This is a genomic window from Methylibium petroleiphilum PM1 (genome assembly GCF_000015725.1).
Taxonomy (GTDB): domain Bacteria; phylum Pseudomonadota; class Gammaproteobacteria; order Burkholderiales; family Burkholderiaceae_C; genus Methylibium; species Methylibium petroleiphilum.
Genome location: NC_008825.1, coordinates 1,293,275 through 1,309,306, shown reverse-complemented (window position 1 = coordinate 1,309,306; position 16,032 = coordinate 1,293,275). Strand labels below are relative to the sequence as shown.

The 16,032-nt window shown below is 65.0% G+C and carries 16 protein-coding genes and 1 pseudogene; 12 read left to right on the top strand and 5 right to left on the bottom strand.

Going from position 1 to position 16,032, the window contains the following annotated elements:
* Positions 1-5: 5 nt before the first annotated feature.
* From ccmC to MPE_RS06060, 7 genes are read left to right on the top strand one after another with little or no spacing between them, the layout of a single operon-like run.
* Positions 6-770, top strand: a complete 765-nt coding sequence (gene ccmC / locus MPE_RS06090) for a heme ABC transporter permease CcmC (protein WP_011828812.1) — start codon at positions 6-8, stop codon at positions 768-770.
* Positions 770-949: a heme exporter protein CcmD gene (gene ccmD, locus MPE_RS06085; RefSeq protein ID WP_036232507.1), complete on the top strand. Its 180-nt coding sequence runs from the start codon at positions 770-772 to the stop codon at positions 947-949. Before ccmC ends, ccmD begins: the two co-directional genes overlap by 1 nt.
* Positions 946-1,410 (top strand): cytochrome c maturation protein CcmE, encoded by a 465-nt coding sequence (gene ccmE / locus MPE_RS06080; RefSeq protein ID WP_011828811.1) that lies wholly within the window; start codon positions 946-948, stop codon positions 1,408-1,410. Before ccmD ends, ccmE begins: the two co-directional genes overlap by 4 nt.
* On the top strand, positions 1,407-3,392 hold the full coding sequence (locus tag MPE_RS06075; RefSeq protein WP_011828810.1) for a heme lyase CcmF/NrfE family subunit: 1,986 nt from the start codon (positions 1,407-1,409) through the stop codon (positions 3,390-3,392). Before ccmE ends, MPE_RS06075 begins: the two co-directional genes overlap by 4 nt.
* The gene (locus tag MPE_RS06070) at positions 3,392-3,925 is read left to right on the top strand and encodes a DsbE family thiol:disulfide interchange protein (protein WP_011828809.1); all 534 of its coding nucleotides are present in this window, start codon (positions 3,392-3,394) and stop codon (positions 3,923-3,925) included. Before MPE_RS06075 ends, MPE_RS06070 begins: the two co-directional genes overlap by 1 nt.
* Positions 3,918-4,382, top strand: coding sequence for a cytochrome c-type biogenesis protein (locus MPE_RS06065; protein WP_011828808.1), 465 nt, complete (start codon positions 3,918-3,920; stop codon positions 4,380-4,382). The genes MPE_RS06070 and MPE_RS06065 overlap by 8 nt, the downstream gene beginning before the upstream one ends.
* Positions 4,379-5,548 carry a tetratricopeptide repeat protein gene (locus MPE_RS06060; RefSeq protein ID WP_011828807.1) on the top strand — a complete coding sequence of 390 codons (1,170 nt, stop codon included), beginning with the start codon at positions 4,379-4,381 and terminating at the stop codon, positions 5,546-5,548. Before MPE_RS06065 ends, MPE_RS06060 begins: the two co-directional genes overlap by 4 nt.
* Positions 5,549-5,591: 43 nt before the next feature.
* Here MPE_RS06060 and ypfJ read toward each other — a convergent pair whose 3' ends face one another.
* From ypfJ to MPE_RS06045, 3 genes and pseudogenes are all read right to left on the bottom strand, one after another.
* On the bottom strand, positions 5,592-6,476 hold the full coding sequence (gene ypfJ / locus MPE_RS06055; RefSeq protein WP_011828806.1) for a KPN_02809 family neutral zinc metallopeptidase: 885 nt from the start codon (positions 6,474-6,476) through the stop codon (positions 5,592-5,594).
* 126 nt (positions 6,477-6,602) lie between these two features.
* Positions 6,603-6,953 (bottom strand): hypothetical protein, encoded by a 351-nt coding sequence (locus MPE_RS06050; RefSeq protein WP_011828805.1) that lies wholly within the window; start codon positions 6,951-6,953, stop codon positions 6,603-6,605.
* A 472-nt stretch (positions 6,954-7,425) separates the two neighbouring features.
* Positions 7,426-7,653: pseudogene (locus MPE_RS06045) on the bottom strand (dCTP deaminase); the annotation flags it as partial.
* Positions 7,654-7,720: 67 nt separating this feature from the next.
* Here MPE_RS06045 and MPE_RS23215 point away from each other — a divergent pair.
* The 4 genes from MPE_RS23215 (at position 7,721) to MPE_RS23205 (ending at position 13,768) form a co-directional block, all read left to right on the top strand.
* The gene (locus MPE_RS23215) at positions 7,721-9,610 is read left to right on the top strand and encodes a hypothetical protein (RefSeq protein WP_011828804.1); all 1,890 of its coding nucleotides are present in this window, start codon (positions 7,721-7,723) and stop codon (positions 9,608-9,610) included.
* A gap of 43 nt (positions 9,611-9,653) precedes the next feature.
* Entirely contained in the window at positions 9,654-11,813 is a 2,160-nt protein-coding gene (locus tag MPE_RS06030) for a hypothetical protein (RefSeq protein ID WP_011828803.1), read from the top strand.
* Between the two features lies 1 nt (position 11,814).
* Positions 11,815-12,453: a hypothetical protein gene (locus MPE_RS23210; protein ID WP_011828802.1), complete on the top strand. Its 639-nt coding sequence runs from the start codon at positions 11,815-11,817 to the stop codon at positions 12,451-12,453.
* 73 nt (positions 12,454-12,526) lie between these two features.
* Positions 12,527-13,768 carry a site-specific integrase gene (locus tag MPE_RS23205; protein WP_148210903.1) on the top strand — a complete coding sequence of 414 codons (1,242 nt, stop codon included), beginning with the start codon at positions 12,527-12,529 and terminating at the stop codon, positions 13,766-13,768.
* Here MPE_RS23205 and MPE_RS06020 read toward each other — a convergent pair.
* Both MPE_RS06020 and MPE_RS23200 read right to left on the bottom strand, forming a co-directional pair.
* Complete coding sequence (locus tag MPE_RS06020) at positions 13,713-14,276, bottom strand: deoxycytidylate deaminase (RefSeq protein ID WP_011828800.1); 564 nt, start codon at positions 14,274-14,276, stop codon at positions 13,713-13,715. The genes MPE_RS23205 and MPE_RS06020 overlap by 56 nt on opposite strands.
* 175 nt (positions 14,277-14,451) lie before the next feature.
* Positions 14,452-14,685, bottom strand: coding sequence for a helix-turn-helix domain-containing protein (locus MPE_RS23200; RefSeq protein WP_011828799.1), 234 nt, complete (start codon positions 14,683-14,685; stop codon positions 14,452-14,454).
* A gap of 223 nt (positions 14,686-14,908) precedes the next feature.
* On the opposite strand from MPE_RS23200, the gene MPE_RS06015 reads away from it, so the two are divergent.
* Positions 14,909-15,808, top strand: coding sequence for a replicative DNA helicase (locus tag MPE_RS06015; protein ID WP_011828798.1), 900 nt, complete (start codon positions 14,909-14,911; stop codon positions 15,806-15,808).
* Positions 15,809-16,032: the final 224 nt, after the last annotated feature.

The window sequence follows — 16,032 nt, the reverse complement described above, 5'->3', positions numbered from 1 at the left end:
ACGGCGTGACCGAACGCTTTCGCTGGTTCACCTTCGCCGCGCCCGCGCGCTTTCACGCGCTGGCCGGCCGGCTCATCCCCTGGCTGTGGGCGGCGGCCGCGCCGCTGGCGGCGGCCGGGCTCTACATGGGCTTCTTCGTCGCGCCCACCGACGCGCAGCAGGGCGAGTCCTACCGCATCATCTTCATCCACGTGCCGGCCGCGTGGATGTCGATGGTGATCTACCTCGCGATGGCCTTCTGGGCCGCCGTCGGCTGGATGTTCAATGCCCGCATGGCCTTCATGCTGGCGCACGCGCTGGCGCCGACCGGCGCGCTGTTCACCTTCCTCGCGCTGTGGACCGGCGCCCTCTGGGGCAAACCCGCATGGGGCACCTGGTGGGTGTGGGACGCCCGGCTGACTTCGGAACTGATCCTGCTGTTTCTGTATCTAGGCTACATCGCGCTGGTTGCGGCGATCGACGACGTGCGACGCGGCGACCGTGCCGGAGCATTGCTGGCGATCGTGGGCGCGGTGAATATCCCCATCATCTATTTTTCGGTCCGGTGGTGGAATACCCTCCACCAGGGCGCCACGATCACCATGACCGCGGCACCCAAGATGGCCACCACCATGCTGACGGCAATGCTGTTGATGACGTTCGCGTTCTGGGCCTACACCTTCGCGGTCGTGTTCATGCGCGCCCGCGCCTTGGTGCTGGAACGCGAGTCGCATGCCGACTGGGTGCGCGACCTGGCGACACGGTCCCGAACACGCGAGGAGCAGTCCTGATGAATTGGCCCAGCGCCTCGGCGTTCTTCGACATGGGCGGCTATGGCCTCTACGTGTGGGGCTCGTATGCCGTCACGGCCCTGCTGATGGCGGCCGAACCCTGGCGGGTCGCGCGCCGCCAGCGCCTGGCGCTCGCGCGTGCCGCCGGCGAGACGGTCGACACGGAGCTGCAGCCATGAAGCCGCGCCAGAAGCGCCTGGTGCTGATCGTCGGCATCGTCGCGGCCGTGGGCGTGGCCGCGGCGCTGGTGCTCAATGCCTTCCAGAGCAACCTCGTGTTCTTCTATTCGCCGGCCCAGGTGGCGGCGAAGGAGGCGCCGGTGGGCCGCGCCTTCCGCCTCGGCGGCCTGGTCGACGGCGGCAGCGTGCAGCGCGACGGCCTGGTGGTGCGCTTCGTCGTGACCGACACCGTCAAGAGCATTCCGGTGCGCTACCAGGGCATCCTTCCCGACCTGTTCAAGGAGGGCAAGGGCGTCGTCGCACAAGGCCAGCTCGGCGACGACGGCGTGTTCGTTGCCCGCGAGGTGCTCGCCAAGCACGACGAGAACTACATGCCGCCCGAAGCCGCCGAGGCGCTCCAGCGCGCCGGCGCCAGCAACCAGAAGCTCGGCGAGACCGTCGTCAAGGAAACCCGACCATGATTCCCGAGCTCGGGCAGATCGCGCTGCTGCTGGCGCTGGCCACCGCCCTGATCCAGGGCACCCTGCCGCTGCTGGGCGCCGCTCGCGGCCGCGCCGACTGGATGGCGCTCGCGCGGCCGGCGGCGCAGACGCAGTTCCTGCTGGTCGCGCTGGCCTTCGGCTGCCTGGTGGCGTCCTTCGTGCGACACGACTTCTCGGTGCTGAACGTGGCCACCAACTCGAACAGCGCGCTGCCGCTGTTCTACCGCATCGCCGCCTCCTGGGGCAGCCACGAGGGCTCGCTGCTGCTGTGGGTGCTGATGCTCAGCAGCTGGACGCTCGCGGTGGCGCTGCGCAGCCGCCACCTGCCGGTGCCGGTGGTGTCGCGCATCCTCGCGGTGATGGGCCTGATCAGCGTGGGCTTCCTGCTGTTCATGCTGATCACCTCCAACCCCTTCGACCGCCTGTTCCCGGTCCCACCGGACGGCAACGACCTGAACCCGCTGCTGCAGGACCCCGGCATGATCGTGCACCCGCCGATGCTCTACATGGGCTACGTGGGCTTCTCGGTGGCCTTCGCCTTCGCCGTCGCGGCGCTGCTCGGCGGCACGCTCGACGCCACCTGGGCGCGCTGGACGCGGCCCTGGACCACCGCCGCCTGGGCCTTCCTGACGCTGGGCATCATGCTCGGCAGCACCTGGGCCTACTACGTGCTGGGCTGGGGCGGCTGGTGGTTCTGGGACCCGGTGGAGAACGCCTCCTTCCTGCCCTGGCTGGCCGGCACGGCGCTGATCCATTCGCTGGCGGTCACCGAGAAGCGCGGCGCCTTCAAGTCCTGGACGGTGCTGCTGGCGATCGTCGCCTTCTCGCTGTCGCTGCTCGGCACCTTCCTCGTGCGCTCGGGCGTGCTGTCGTCGGTCCACGCCTTCGCCACGGACCCGCAGCGCGGCCTGTTCATCCTGCTGTTCCTGGTCATCGTGATCGGCGGCTCGCTCACCCTGTACGCGTGGCGCGCGCCCAAGGTGGGGCTCGGCGCGCGCTTCGGCGTGGTGTCGCGCGAGTCGATGCTGCTCGCCAACAACGTGCTGTTCGTCGTCGCCACGCTGTCGGTGCTGCTCGGCACGCTCTACCCGCTGCTGCTCGACGCCATGGGCCTGGGCAAGATCTCCGTCGGGCCGCCCTACTTCGACGCCGTGTTCGTGCCGCTCATGGCGCCAGCGGTGTTCTTGCTCGGCGTGGGGCCGCTGGCGCGCTGGAAGCAGGCCGAACTGCCCGACCTGGCCCGCCGGCTGCGCTGGGCTGCCGCCATCGCGGTGGTCGCGGCGCTGCTCACGGGCTGGCTGGCCGGCCGCATCGCGCTGGGCGCGACGCTCGGCCTGCTGATGAGCTACTGGATCGTCGCCGCCCTCGGGGTCGACCTGTGGGAGCGGCTGCGCCCGGCCGGTGGCCTGCCGATGAGCCTGGCGGCCCGCGCGCGGCAGCTGCCGCGCGCGATGCTCGGCATGATGCTGGCCCACCTGGGCGTGGCGGTGTTCGCCTTCGGCGTGAGCATGGTCACCACCTACCAGCTCGAGCGTGACGTGAAGATGGCGATCGGCGACACCACCGAGGCCGGCGGCTTCGTGTTCGCGCTGCGCGGCCTGAAGGAGATCCAGGGCCCGAACTACGACGGCCTGCAGGGCCAGATCGAAGTCACGCGCGACGGCAAGGCGGTGGCGCTGCTGAAGCCCGAGAAGCGCATCTACCGCGTGCAGCGCAACCCGATGACCGAGGCCGACATCAACCGCGGCATCACGCGCGACCTCTACGTGTCGCTGGGCGAGCCCACCGCCGACGGCAGCTGGATCGTGCGGGTCTACTTCAAGCCCTTCGTCAACTGGATCTGGGGCGGCTGCGTCCTGATGGCGCTGGGCGGCGCCCTCGCGGCGAGCGATCGGCGCTACCGCGCCCGGCAGCGCCAGGAGCACGGGCAGCAGGCCGGCCCGGCCGGAGCGGTGGCGTGATGCTGAGGAGCCTGCGCTACATCCTTCCGCTCGGCCTGTTCGCCGTCCTTGTCGTCTTCCTGTGGCGCGGGCTCGGGCTGTCGCCGACCGAGGTGCCCTCGCCGCTGATCGGCAAGCCCGCACCGGCCTTCACGCTCGCGCGACTGGACGACGCGAACCAGACGCTGCGCCGCGACGACCTGCTGGGCAAGGTGTGGATCCTCAACGTGTGGGCCTCGTGGTGCGTGGCCTGTCGCGAGGAACACCCGACGCTGATGGAGTTCGCCCGCAGCAAGTCGGTGCCGGTGATCGGCCTGAACTACAAGGACACCCGGCCGGCCGGCCTGGAGTGGCTGCGCCGCTTCGGCGACCCCTACGATGCCTCGGCCTTCGATGCGGACGGCCGCGTCGGCATCGACTTCGGCGTCTACGGCGTGCCCGAGACCTTCGTGATCGACCAGCAGGGGCTGGTGCGCCTCAAGCACATCGGCCCGTTGACGCCGGCCGTCATCGAAACCCGCATCCGGCCGCTGCTGAAGGCCCTGAATGGCTAGCGGGCGCCGCTTCGTTGCCGCGGCCCTGCTGGCGGGCCTGCTGGCCGGCCCTGCCGTGGCGAAGGACGCCCCGCCGCTGGCCGAGGACCCGGTGCTCGAGGCGCGCGTGATGCGCATCGCCGCCGAGCTGCGCTGCCTGGTCTGCCAGAACCAGACCATCGCCGACTCGCACGCCGACCTCGCCGTCGACCTGCGCCGGCAGGTCCGCAGCATGCTGAGCGAAGGCCGCAGCCAGGCCGAGATCCTGCAGTACATGACCGACCGCTACGGCGACTTCGTGCTCTACCGCCCGCCGGTCCGGACCAGCACCTGGCTGCTGTGGTTCGGCCCCTTCGTGCTGCTGGTGGGCGGCCTGGTCACCCTGCTGCTGGTGCTGCGCCGGCGCGCGCGGCTGAGCGACGATCACTTCGAACCCGACGAGGACGACGCCGACGGCGCCGGACCGCGCGCCCCATGACCCCGATGCTGTTGTTCTTCCTGCTGCTGGCGGCCGCACTGTGCCTTGCCGCGATCGCCGCCCTGACGCGCCCTCTTTGGCGCACCGCGCCGACCTCCCTGCCAGCCGATGCCGGCGACACGGCCGCCGCCGGTCCGCGCCGCCGGCTCGGGCTGACGGCCGCGCTCGCGGTGTTCTCGCTCGTCATCGTCGGCGGCGGCTACGGCTGGCTCGGCGCCCCCGGCCTGCTGGATCTCGGTCCCGGGTCGCGGTCGGCCGCCGCCCCCCCGCCGGCCGCTGCGAGCGGCGCGGGCGGCGACCCGGCCCGGGCGCAGATCGCCGCGATGGTCGATCAACTCGCCGAGCGGCTGAAGTCCCTCCCCGACGACGCCGAGGGCTGGCAGATGCTGTCGCGCTCCTACGCGGCGCTGGGCCGGCATGCGGAAGCCGTCGAGGCCTACCGCAAGGCCGTCGCGCTGAATCCTCGCGACCCCTCGTTGCTGGTGGACCTCGGCGCCTCGCTGGTCGCGCTGGACCGCGATGCGATGCACGGCGAGCCGACTCGGCTGGTCGAACGCGCGCTCGCGCTCGACCCGGCGCACCCGAAGGCGCTCGCCTTCGCCGGCCTGATCGCCTTCGACCGCAAGGACTACCCGACGGCGGTGAAGCACTGGGAGGCACTGGCGCGCGTGGAGCCGCCCGACAGCCCGTTCGCCCAGCAGATCCGCGCGAGCGTGGCGCAGGCGCGCCAGCTCGCCGGTCTGCCGCCGTCCGCCGAGTCTGCGCCCGCCGTGACGCCAGCCGCGTCGTCGCCGCCGCTGCCCGCCGGCGTGCCGGCCCGGGTGAGTGGCACGGTGCGCCTGGCGCCGTCGCTGAAGGACCGCGTGGCCCCCGAGGACACGCTGTTCGTGTTCGCGCGGGCGGCCGGCGAAGGCGCTCCTCGCATGCCGCTCGCCATCCTGCGCCGCCAGGCGAAGGACCTGCCGCTGCAGTTCACGCTCGACGACAGCCTGTCCATGTCGCCGGCGGCCCGGCTCTCGGGTGCGACCCAGGTGGTGGTCGGCGCCCGCCTGTCGCGCAGCGGCGATGCGATGCCGCAGCCGGGCGACCTGCAGGGCCTGTCGGACGCCGTGGCCGTGGGGACGACCGGGCTGCAGATCGAGATCGGCGAGCCGGCCGCGAAGTAGGCCCAGCGGGGGCGAGCAGCGCACCGCGCTGCCCGGGCCCCACTCAGAGCCGGCTGGCCTCGAAGGTGTTGCAGTCGGCGATGCGGCCGGTCTGCATGCCGCGCTTGAACCAGCTCACGCGCTGTGCACTGCTGCCGTGGGTGAAGCTCTCGGGCACGATCTGCCCCTGGCTGCGCCGCTGCAGCGTGTCGTCGCCGATCTGCGAGGCCGCGTTCAGCGCCTCGTCGATGTCGCCCTGCTCCAGCCACTGCCGCGCCTGCTGCGAGCGGTTGGCCCACACGCCGGCGAAGCAGTCGGCCTGCAGCTCCAGGCGCACGCTCATCGCGTTGGCCTGGGCCTCGCTGCCGCCGCGCCGCGCCGCTTCCACCTTCTCGCTGATGCCCAGCAGCTGCTGCACGTGGTGGCCGACCTCGTGCGCGATCACATAGGCCTGCGCGAAATCGCCGGGCGCGCCGAGGCGCTGGTGCAGCGTGTCGAAGAACTGGAGGTCGATGTAGACCTGCTGGTCGCCGGGACAGTAGAACGGGCCCATCGCACTCTGGCCCGTGCCGCAGGCGGTGGCCGTGGCACCGCGGAACAGCACCAGCTTGGGCCGCACGTATTGCGCCTGGCCGCTGCGGAAGACCTCGGTCCACACGTCCTCGGTGCTGCGCAGCACCACGGAGACGAAGCGCGCCTGCGCGTCGTCGGCCGGTGGTGCCGGGGCCGGGCCGGTGGAGACCTGCGCCGTGGGTGCGCCCCCGCCACCGCTCAGGATGCCGAGCACGGTGAGCGGGTTGATGCCGAAGATCCAGCCCGCCACCAGCGCGATGACGATGGTGCCGACACCGATGCCGCGGCCACCGATCGGCAGTCCGCCGCGCCCACCGCCGCCCATGCCGCGGCGGTCCTCGACGTTGTCACTCTGTTCCTGGCCTTCCCACTTCATGACGCCCCTCCCCGGAAGCCGAACGATGCGGCCCATGGTACTGCCGGGCGCCGCGCTTTCTCGCTGAGCCAGGGAGCGATCTCGGGGAAGGACAGCAGGCCCGGCCGCGCGTCGGCGGCGGCGGCCTCAGTGCGACAGGCCGTCGTCGGCGTGCATGCGGCGGAACAGGTCGAGCGCGAGTTCGCGCAGGATCTGGTTGGCGCTGCTGTGGGCGAAGGCCAGGCGCTCGTGTGCGTAGACGCGGTCGAACAGCATGCGGGCGGCGTGCACCGGCCAGCCCTCCTCGGCCATCAGCGCCCGGAAGCGCGACAGCGTCCACACATCGACCGCCAGCGGGGTCTGCGAAGCCTTCACGCCCAGGCGGGTGCAGGCGATGTCGTCGATCGACGCGAAGCCGGTGTCGTCGAACTCGGTGAGCAACTCGGCCGGCATCGTCGGCAGGTCGTGATAGTCGGCAGGCAGGTCGCGCGGGTTCATGAGTCGGCTCCGGGGCCATCGTGGATGGCATTTCGATGTCATGAGCTTAGGGGCGCCGCACACCCGCAATGCCGCGAATACACCGCCGAAGCCTCCGCAGTTGAGCGCTTGCTGCGTGGAGCGGTAGTGGCGTGTCAGGCAACTTCCTACAGTCCGTTCGCCGCCGATCAGGCTGAGCGCTGCTGACCAGGGCGCCGGGTGAACGGCTGCGTTCGTGTCCCCCGTGCCGGGCTCACGCCCGGCCCTCCTCCTCTACCTCACTTCGCCATTCACCCGACGCCCTGGTCGCACGCACCACCGCGGCGTACGAAGGTCTTTTGACCGTGGCAATCCACGGTGTATCGAAGCGCCGTGACGGGCCGCTGTGTGGAGCGAGGTAAAGGAGGAGCGGTCGGCCCGCAGGGCGGACCGCGGGGGACACGAGCGCAACACAGCGGCCCGGCGCGGCGCCCGCGCCACGGCGCCACCAACGCTAGGTCTTGGGCAAAGTCACGCCCCGCTGCCCCTGGTACTTGCCGCCGCGGTCCTTGTAGCTGGTCTCGCAGACCTCGTCGCTCTCGAAGAACAGCACCTGTGCGCAGCCCTCGCCCGCGTAGATCTTGGCCGGCAGCGGCGTGGTGTTGCTGAACTCCAGCGTCACGTAGCCTTCCCATTCCGGCTCGAAGGGCGTGACGTTGACGATGATGCCTAATGTAGTATAGAGACGGTGCGCAACGTAGCTTTGCCGAGCTACTTCCCGGCAGTGTCTAGTCTTCACGCGTACGGTAATGGACATCAGCATCGCAGTCCGTCTGAACCGCTACGGTGCGATATACACCGGCCGTAAGCTGTTCCGCAAGCTCGACACGCAGTTGGGCGCTCCTGGATGGGTTGCTGAAGTGCTCAGTGCGCGTGCCAGACGCGCCGAGTCGACACCTGAACACACCAGCGTGGCGGACTCCGTTTGGCTGGCGCTTTCCGCAGCGGCGGAGAACGCCGAGTGGCTCGCGGCTGCGTCGATACCTGTCGGTCGAGTAGGACTCACAGACATTGCTCGAGCTCTGGCCGCGCTCGAGGACTCTATTGCCGAGACCAGCTGGCCAGAAGCTCAGAAGTTCAGTCGTTCAAATGAGACTAGGCGCTGGCTGCTAGAGCACAAGCTCTTTCCGCCAAACATCGACCCAGAACGACTGAGCCGCCACTTCGTCAGCCGGTTCGATCGCGTCGCGCCTCAGAATCGAAAGTTGTTCAGCGAACTACCGGACGGCGCGAACACTGTTCATCGCTACCCTGTGGGTGCACTGCCCCACGAGTCATTAGCTGACCTCAAGGCCCAAATACGGCAGACGCTCGACACCGATCTCGCCAGAGTCGTCGAGGGAGCAGTCAAGGATCTTGACGCATTCGCCACTCTGCAGTTGACGATCGCAGACCTTGCGCGGAGCGAGTGCCACGGAAGCGAGCTCGAGCAACTCAAGTTGTTCATTGAGTCCAACGCGCACCTGCGGCATAAGTTCGTGCCTGAGATAGTGCGCGTGGCTAGCCCCCAAACGGTCTTGACCGCATACGCCCAGGTCATCGAAAAGTGGCGGCGAGAGGCACGTGTACCAATACTTCCAACCGTGTATGGCGGCGAAGCGATGTGCGCCCTGGCCCGTGACTACGGCGTGAAGATCGATCGCAACAAAGCATATCGACTCCTGACCCCAACGGTCCTGACTCAGACGGAAATGCTTGCCTGCGCGCTCATTCTTCAATGCGCGTCACGATGGAACTTCACGACTGTCGTAGCCCTCACCACGAAGGGAATAGTTCCTAACGGCAATGGGTTCATCGTGACTTCACTGAAGGGACGAACGAATCAAACTGCTCCCGATCTGGTCGTATCACCTCGAGATCACGAAGTCCTGCGGGCCTTGCGCACACTCAAAGAGAATCTTGGCGAAGTCAAAGCGCTCGGTTGGGTCGCGAGCGGTGAGGACCGCCTCTTCTTCAACACGCACGTAGCTAGGCGCGGCGTAGTCCGTCCCTATGCCAACTGGCACTACGTCCTGTCGGGATTCATCTCTCGACATGACTTGCCTCAGTTCTCACTGGACCAGGTTCGAGTTCAAGCGATCAATGCCTTTGATCTCGAGAGCGCGAGTATCGAGGCGACGCAACGGAAGGCCGGACATGCTACGTCAACCACAACGGCGCGTTACCTGGACCAACCCATCCTTCGGGCCATTAACTCGTCAATAAATTTGGCCTACCAGCGCGAGCTAGAACGCTCTGTGCAGTTCGCCATCGAAGGTCAACCATGCCCGACGGGCAGGCTTTTCTCACCGGTGGGCGATGGAAGTTCGTGCGCTGACCCTGCAACACCACCGAGGCTCGATATGCTCGTCGACGGGCTTTGCGAAGCACACGAATGCCACCTTGGCGCCGGGTGCCCCAACAGAAGAATCGTCATCGACACCGATGCACTCAGGGACCTCACGTGCACGCACCGGTTCTACAGTCGTCACTGGAAGGCGCTCCTCGATGAGAACGCCGAAGCATTCGAGAAGCACCACCTTCCTACGATGCTGTTCACATTCGGCCTTCGAGAAATTGTCGCGCAGGGACCTTATCGAAGGTACCTGGCACTGGCCGAAGGGCCTGTCGATCCACCAGCATTCCCGCCACTGAGCTAGATGCGCCGCGCGAAGTGTGTCCAGCAAGACTCACACTCAAACGATGACGACTCGTGTAGCAGCCTCGTCCAAGCTCTTCGACTACGTCGATGGCGTCATCTTGCTGCCGGACGAGTTTCAACCAGACAAGCCCATCAAAGTCGATCTCAACAAGATGTGGCTACCGGCAACTCCGTTCTCCAAGGTGGAGCCTATCGCCCAGAACCCCCGCCTTTCAGCGTTCGTCTTAGATGCAGTGACTTTGATCTGCCGGCGCCGCAAGAAGTCGAAGAGTAAGGCGACAGACGTCGCAGGTCAAATCAGGACCATCGTCAAGTTCATTGAATTCCTGTATGTCGAGGGAATCTACGCTCCCTCCGAATGCGACAAGGAGACAATCAGGATTCTGTTGACCAAACTAGTTGCAGGCGGCTGGTCCGAGGCCCTCCGTCTCCAAGAGAGGACCTTGGGCCTTGCGAAGCAGCTCGGCGTGCGTGCGATCCAGAGCATGACATCGCAGCCTAAGATCCGCGACGGCATCTGCATAACCGATCGCGTCAAGCGTCACTTGGGAACGAACTGCTCCGGGCCAGAGACCGCAGCTGTGCGACGGGCAATTCGGAAAGTCCTACGGCTTGACCAGCCGAGCACTCGGGACATAGGGGGCCATCAGCTCAAGAGCAGCACGCTGTTTGCGATCTTTGACGTTGTGAATCTTGCGTCAGACCTTCCCGAGGGACGGGGCCTTACATTCGTACCCTTCCCTGATCCGTTCGTACTTTCCAACAAGCTTGGACTTCCCAATGGGCGCACGCGCAACATGCGCCCGGAACATGTTGGGACTCTTCTAAAGGAGTGCTTCGCCTGGATCTATACCCTGGCGGAACCCCTGGTCGCTCTGTTGAACACGATTGCAGACGAACTCAGTCGAAGTCCCCCAAAAGACTCTGGCGCTCGTGCCGACCTTGTCGCCAAGGTTTTGGCACAGTCGGCTGACGCGGCGCGCTTTCAAGAGCTATCGGGCATGCGGATCCGCAACATTCGCTGTCGAGTCGCCCAGAACCCGACCGAGTGCACGCTCAGTGAAGCCATCGATTGCCTGATGTCTGCGTGTTTTGTCACCGTTGCCTTCTTCAACGCTCGCCGCAAAGACGAGATCCAACATCCCGTAATTGGACTCAAGGACGATTCGTTGCGGCCATTCGATGTGACATTGGACCTCTACGTCTGCAGCTTCTATCTCGAGAAGTTCACCAAGGACTACCGTGACTTCTTCGTGAACGACGCGACGGTGGCTGCTGTTCGGGTGCTGCACTCCGCTTCTGACGTCGAACGCCGGCTCAACCAAGGACACGGACCGAGCACTGGACGGTCGCTGTTTCGTGTGCCGACCGTGCGCGCGAAGCATCCCTTGACCAGCCGAACGTTTCAGTTCAGCAGGTCACGCAGTGCGCGCCGCCTGCTTCGGAGAGCCTTTGGAGCGTCCGCCGAGCGACTGGCTTACGCATCGCACATGGGCCGTCGCGCCTACGGCTTGATCATGATCAACCGCTACTCGAGCCCGTCACTCCTGGCGCTTTCACAGCAATATGACCATCACGGCCGTCTGGACGTCACAAACATCTACCTGTCCGATCCGATGCGCGGAAACACCCTAGACCAACTGGAAGGCTTTGGTCGCTTACGCTTGCCGCCTGCCGAGGTCATTGCTGACCTGGAAGCGACTGTTGCCGATGCAGCTCGCGAACGACTGGCAGCTATTGTCAACTCCATCGTGCGCGGCACCGACAGCCTCTATGGTGGATTCACAGTCTTCGTCAACCGCCTCCACGCACGCATCGCCTCAAGAATGACGTACGACGACGTTGACCTTCGCGCGGCGACTGACCTCCTCACGGAAGCTCTCCTGCGTAAGGGCCACAAGGTGGTTCCGTTTCGCCACGGCGATTGCTGCGCGTCTGACGCACGCAGCGCGACGGCCAAGTGCTCACGTGGGTCAGGCAGGCCAAGGCGCGAGAACGCATCCCCCAAGACCTGCTCGAAGTGTCCATTCCACGCACGCTCGCCGATCCACGCGCAAGCCATGACGCTCGGGATTGCCAACCTGCGCCGTCGCCTGTCTGAGCTGCCGGTCGGTGGCAAGCTGTGGAAGCAGATGACGGCAGAGATCACGGAACTCGAGCAAGCGGTCGCTGACGCACAAGCGCGCCCCGGGAGCAGCTAGCGTGAGCCGGCAGAAGAGATCCTCTGGTCCCAAGCCTGCAGTAGCGTTCCTCACCCAAGCCGAGGCCGCGCGGAATCTGCAGGCCAAGCTTGACGCGCTGGCTGGTGTGATCGAGTCAATCAAAACCCGGGCCGGTGATGCAACAGCCGAAGTCCTGATTGGCGAACTGCCGAGTTCGTTGCGCCAGTTCTGCGCTTGGCAGACCGGTCACCTCACGCAGGCGTTGCCGGGACTACCTCAATTCGGTAGAAACGCATCGCAGACACTGCGGGCCAGTGCGAGCTCCACAGCGCGTGCCACGGCACTCCTAGCAGCCGTTCGCTTGCTGAGGACCGAGCGATCGCGGAGGACCCAGCAAGTTGGGGAAAAGATCTCCGCCGTCAAGAAACAGACCCTGCTTGTGCAGAAGCTTCAGAGCGCGGCGGAAGCGAGGCTGGTGATCGCGCTTCGCGAGAATCAGACGCTGCAGGACGAAGTTCGCCGGTTGCGCGTTCAACTGGATTCGCTCAGCAACGCGTCGGCCGATGCACTCCAGCGCAAGGAGAAACAGATCCAGCAACTGCGCGAAAAGCTGGCAAGACTCGTCAAGCCGGGTACCACAGGCGCTTCGCCGCCACGTCCACCCCGGGCAAGAGGCTGACGTGAGGAACCAATTGCAAGTTCGGTTGCGGCAGGACTTGAATGCCATCCTTGTCTACGACACCCACCGAGGCATGCTGGTCGACGATGTCACTGACTTCGCGTTCCACCAGCTTGACTACTGCCAGCTGGCTCTCAGCACAGTGCATGGGCAGGTGCTGAACGTTGTGAGCTTCTGGGCACACTGCGCATCAGTAGGCATTGATCCAGTCTCTGCCAGCGACACCACGCTCAAGCAGTTTCGAGACGCTGAGCTGAAGCTCGTTCTTGCCAACCCCGCGTCGAAAGGGGACGAGCGCATCGCTCGCGGCACTGTGAACCAGAAGCTGCTTTGCGTGTACGGCTGGTTTCTTTGGCTTCGCAAGACCAAGCGGATCGCAGACCACGCTGTCGGTCCAAATGGCACGCAGATTGATTGCGGGATTGGCGTAGGCTCGTCTGGCAATCGTCGTTCGACTCGGACGTACCCCGCGCTCTTTCGCGTGACGACTGCAGGTGACCGTGGTCTCCGAAAGCACCTCTTGAGCGATCAAGACCGCGACGACGTGTTGGACGCGATCATGACGTCCGAGCAGTCTGTCTACGTAAGGCAGCGAAACGCCCTGCTACTTGACATCGGTCTGGAAACAGGGCTGCGACGAGGTTCGATCAACTCTTTCCAAGTGGATCAGTTCAAGCGCTCGCTGATTGGACCGAATACTGGTGCGACCGTCTTGATCCGCCCTATACGGCAGAAGTTCAATCGCGGCATTACCTATGAACTGCCGACGTCGATCTTGCTTCGCATCTGTGACTTCATCGACGGCCCTCGATCACAGCTCTTGGTAGGCAAGCAAGTGACGCGGCCGCCGCAAGGGCTATTCCTGTCGGCACGCGATTGCACCCCGTTGGAGGACAGGTCAATCACGACGATCTTCTCCAAGCTCATGCGTTCCATTGGTGCTCAGAAGGGAACGTCATTCCACGCGTTGCGAATCCGCTTCGTCAATGTACAGATTCTTCTAGAACTGATGGAACGGCTCGCGCTTGGTCTTGATACTTCTGCCGCTTCTGTAGCTGCAGCGGTTGCAATCAAAGTAGGGCACCGCAATCCCAGATCTCTTGAGCCCTACGTGCTTGTCGCCCAAGACCGACTCGGCTGTCAGATTTCATCTCGGGACGAGGCACGCCTGCGCAAGGCAGAGGCGCAACTTGCAGAGCAAGCGCGAGCAATTGCAGATCTCCGCGCGGAGAATGAACGCTTGCGCACGGCGTATGAAGCTAAATCCCGCTCGGAGGCAGAGGAGCAGTCGCGACAGGCATCTCCTGCCCTGTAGTTCGAACAAACTCGTCGAGCTTCTCGCACCATCGGCTTGCTGTCGACTCCAGTTCTTCCAAGGACAAGACTTCGATGCCTGCGTCTACGAGCATCTTGTCCGAGGCACTGTTGAGTGCGACTTGATGAGTCTTCTTGTCCAAGAAGACTACCCGCTTGATACCCACCTGAATGATCGACTGTACGCACCTCGGGCAGGGGAACTGCGTCGTGTAGATCGTACTTCCCGTCAGCGGAAGAACCACGCAGTTGAGTATTGCGTTCACTTCAGCATGGACGATGTAGCTATGTCGAGACTGAACGGGATCGTCGTCGACGTCCGCCCAGTACGAAGGGTCGTCATCGTCGCACCCGCGGGGCAGCCCGTTATAGCCGACGCCAAGAATCTTGTTGTCGGCGCTCGCGATGCAGGCTCCGTTCCGCTTCCTCGCGTCCTTGGACCGAGCAGCCGCGAGCATGGCGACGCCCATGAACATCGAGTGCCAGTCAATCAGCGGGGTGTTGTGCATGTGAACGTGCGTGTTGACCGAGGACTTCGGCGCAGCTACGCGCTGGCGCGCCGTAAGAGTCTAGCTGCAGGCGCACCCGAGCCCACGAGCGCGCGCTCGCCCGGTTCGTCGGACATCGTACTCGTTGTCGACACGCGGCGCGCCCTTCCGTTTGGGTCGACTCACCTAGTCTCCGTCAGTCGGCAGCAAGCAAATCTGCGATGTCGACATTCAACGCCCGCGCGAGTCGTTCGACGTTGTCAAGCGACACGTTGCGCTCGCAGCGCTCAATCGAGCCCACATAGGTTCGGTGCAGAAGGGCAAGGTCAGCAAGCGCCTCCTGGGACAGGCCACGCAACGCACGCTCGCCGCGTAGATGGCGCGCCAAACGGGCGCGCGCGGATTCATGTGCAACCTTCCCCCGTGACATGGGCTGGAAGGTTGCGTGTGCGATGACTATGCGTCTACAGACTTAGAGTAGCATCTAGGTCTGCGAGACCTCGAGACCGTGCGCTGGCTCGGTAGCACGGGGAATGGCCGACGGCATGGGAGCCATGGCTCAGGACAGACTCAACTCACGGTCGCGCGCATGCGATGTGACTGTTCACAGCTGCAAGCGGTCAACGGGCGGCGGTGACACACAAGGTGTACCGATGTCGCTCGATGCCTCCGCACGGGAGCTCTTGACCGACCTCATCGATCGGCTGTCGGATCGGCACGATCGCGGACAGACGCAAGATCCATCTGGCTTGCCAACCGGGTTCCGCGAACTCGACCAACTCACGACGGGTATGCACCGGGGAGATCTCATCGTGATCGCCGGTCGTCCGTCGATCGGGAAGAGCGCGCTTGCACTGAACGTTGCCACCCACGTAGCCATCCAGCAGGGGACCCCAGTCCTCATCTTCTCAATGGAAATGGACGGCCGCCATGTCATGGACCGACTCGTCAGCTCGATCAGTCGAGTCGATCTGCAACGAGTGAGAATGGCACAGCTTAGCGATGACGACTGGAGTCATGCAATCGAAGCCTTCAATCTGCTGTCCGACGCCCCCCTTGTCATCGATGACACGCCGTCGCTGTCAGTCAACGAATTGATCGCACGGGCGAACAAACGCGCAGACGCAATGGGGCGGCTCGGCCTAGTTGTCGTTGACTACATGCAACTCATGGCCGGAGGACTCACTTCCAACATCGAGACACGGGCTGGCCAAGTCGGAGAGATCTCGAGGGGCTTGAAGCGACTTGCTCGAGAACTCGGTTGTCCCGTGGTCGCGTTGTCGCAACTAGGAAGATCTCCCGCGTCGCGCTCCGACAAACGCCCTACTTTGGCAGACTTGCGCGACTCAGGAGCCATTGAATGCGACGCCGACGTCATCGTCCTTCTATACCGCGACGACTACACACGGGCGGCCAGCATGTGCACAGGACTGACCGAAATCATCGTTGGTAAGCAGCGCAACGGACCGACTGGAACGGTACGGCTGATGTTCGTGGGGCCCCTGACAACGTTTGAAAGCCTCGCCGCGCCTTACGGCTCGAGTCGTGGATGACCGATGTGGTCGTAGCCTGAATCCACCGTCTTCAATCGTGACGACGAACGTCGACGCCTACATTGCCATTCAACGACGCGCCCTGCTGGACTGTCTGAAGCGGTTTGTGCGAACGCCTGCGTACGAGCGGCTGCTGAGTGGCTTGCAAGTCTTCGTCTCCGACGACCTGGAGCCATGGCTCGTGGACTGGCTTGTCAGGCTGGGGTGGCTAACACTCCCGATCT

Excerpts from the sequence above, each read along its gene's own strand:
- MPE_RS23215 (WP_011828804.1), top strand. The coding sequence starts at position 7,721 with ATGGACATCAGCATCGCAGTCCGTCTGAACCGCTACGGTGCGATATAC.
- MPE_RS06065 (WP_011828808.1), top strand. The coding sequence starts at position 3,918 with ATGGCTAGCGGGCGCCGCTTCGTTGCCGCGGCCCTGCTGGCGGGCCTG.
- MPE_RS06050 (WP_011828805.1), bottom strand. The coding sequence starts at position 6,953 with ATGAACCCGCGCGACCTGCCTGCCGACTATCACGACCTGCCGACGATG.
- MPE_RS23200 (WP_011828799.1), bottom strand. The coding sequence starts at position 14,685 with ATGTCACGGGGGAAGGTTGCACATGAATCCGCGCGCGCCCGTTTGGCG.
- ccmE (WP_011828811.1), top strand. The coding sequence starts at position 946 with ATGAAGCCGCGCCAGAAGCGCCTGGTGCTGATCGTCGGCATCGTCGCG.
- MPE_RS06060 (WP_011828807.1), top strand. The coding sequence starts at position 4,379 with ATGACCCCGATGCTGTTGTTCTTCCTGCTGCTGGCGGCCGCACTGTGC.
- ypfJ (WP_011828806.1), bottom strand. The coding sequence starts at position 6,476 with ATGAAGTGGGAAGGCCAGGAACAGAGTGACAACGTCGAGGACCGCCGC.
- MPE_RS06015 (WP_011828798.1), top strand. The coding sequence starts at position 14,909 with ATGTCGCTCGATGCCTCCGCACGGGAGCTCTTGACCGACCTCATCGAT.
- MPE_RS06030 (WP_011828803.1), top strand. The coding sequence starts at position 9,654 with ATGACGACTCGTGTAGCAGCCTCGTCCAAGCTCTTCGACTACGTCGAT.
- MPE_RS06075 (WP_011828810.1), top strand. The coding sequence starts at position 1,407 with ATGATTCCCGAGCTCGGGCAGATCGCGCTGCTGCTGGCGCTGGCCACC.
- MPE_RS23205 (WP_148210903.1), top strand. The coding sequence starts at position 12,527 with ATGCTGGTCGACGATGTCACTGACTTCGCGTTCCACCAGCTTGACTAC.
- MPE_RS06070 (WP_011828809.1), top strand. The coding sequence starts at position 3,392 with ATGCTGAGGAGCCTGCGCTACATCCTTCCGCTCGGCCTGTTCGCCGTC.
- ccmD (WP_036232507.1), top strand. The coding sequence starts at position 770 with ATGAATTGGCCCAGCGCCTCGGCGTTCTTCGACATGGGCGGCTATGGC.
- MPE_RS06020 (WP_011828800.1), bottom strand. The coding sequence starts at position 14,276 with ATGCACAACACCCCGCTGATTGACTGGCACTCGATGTTCATGGGCGTC.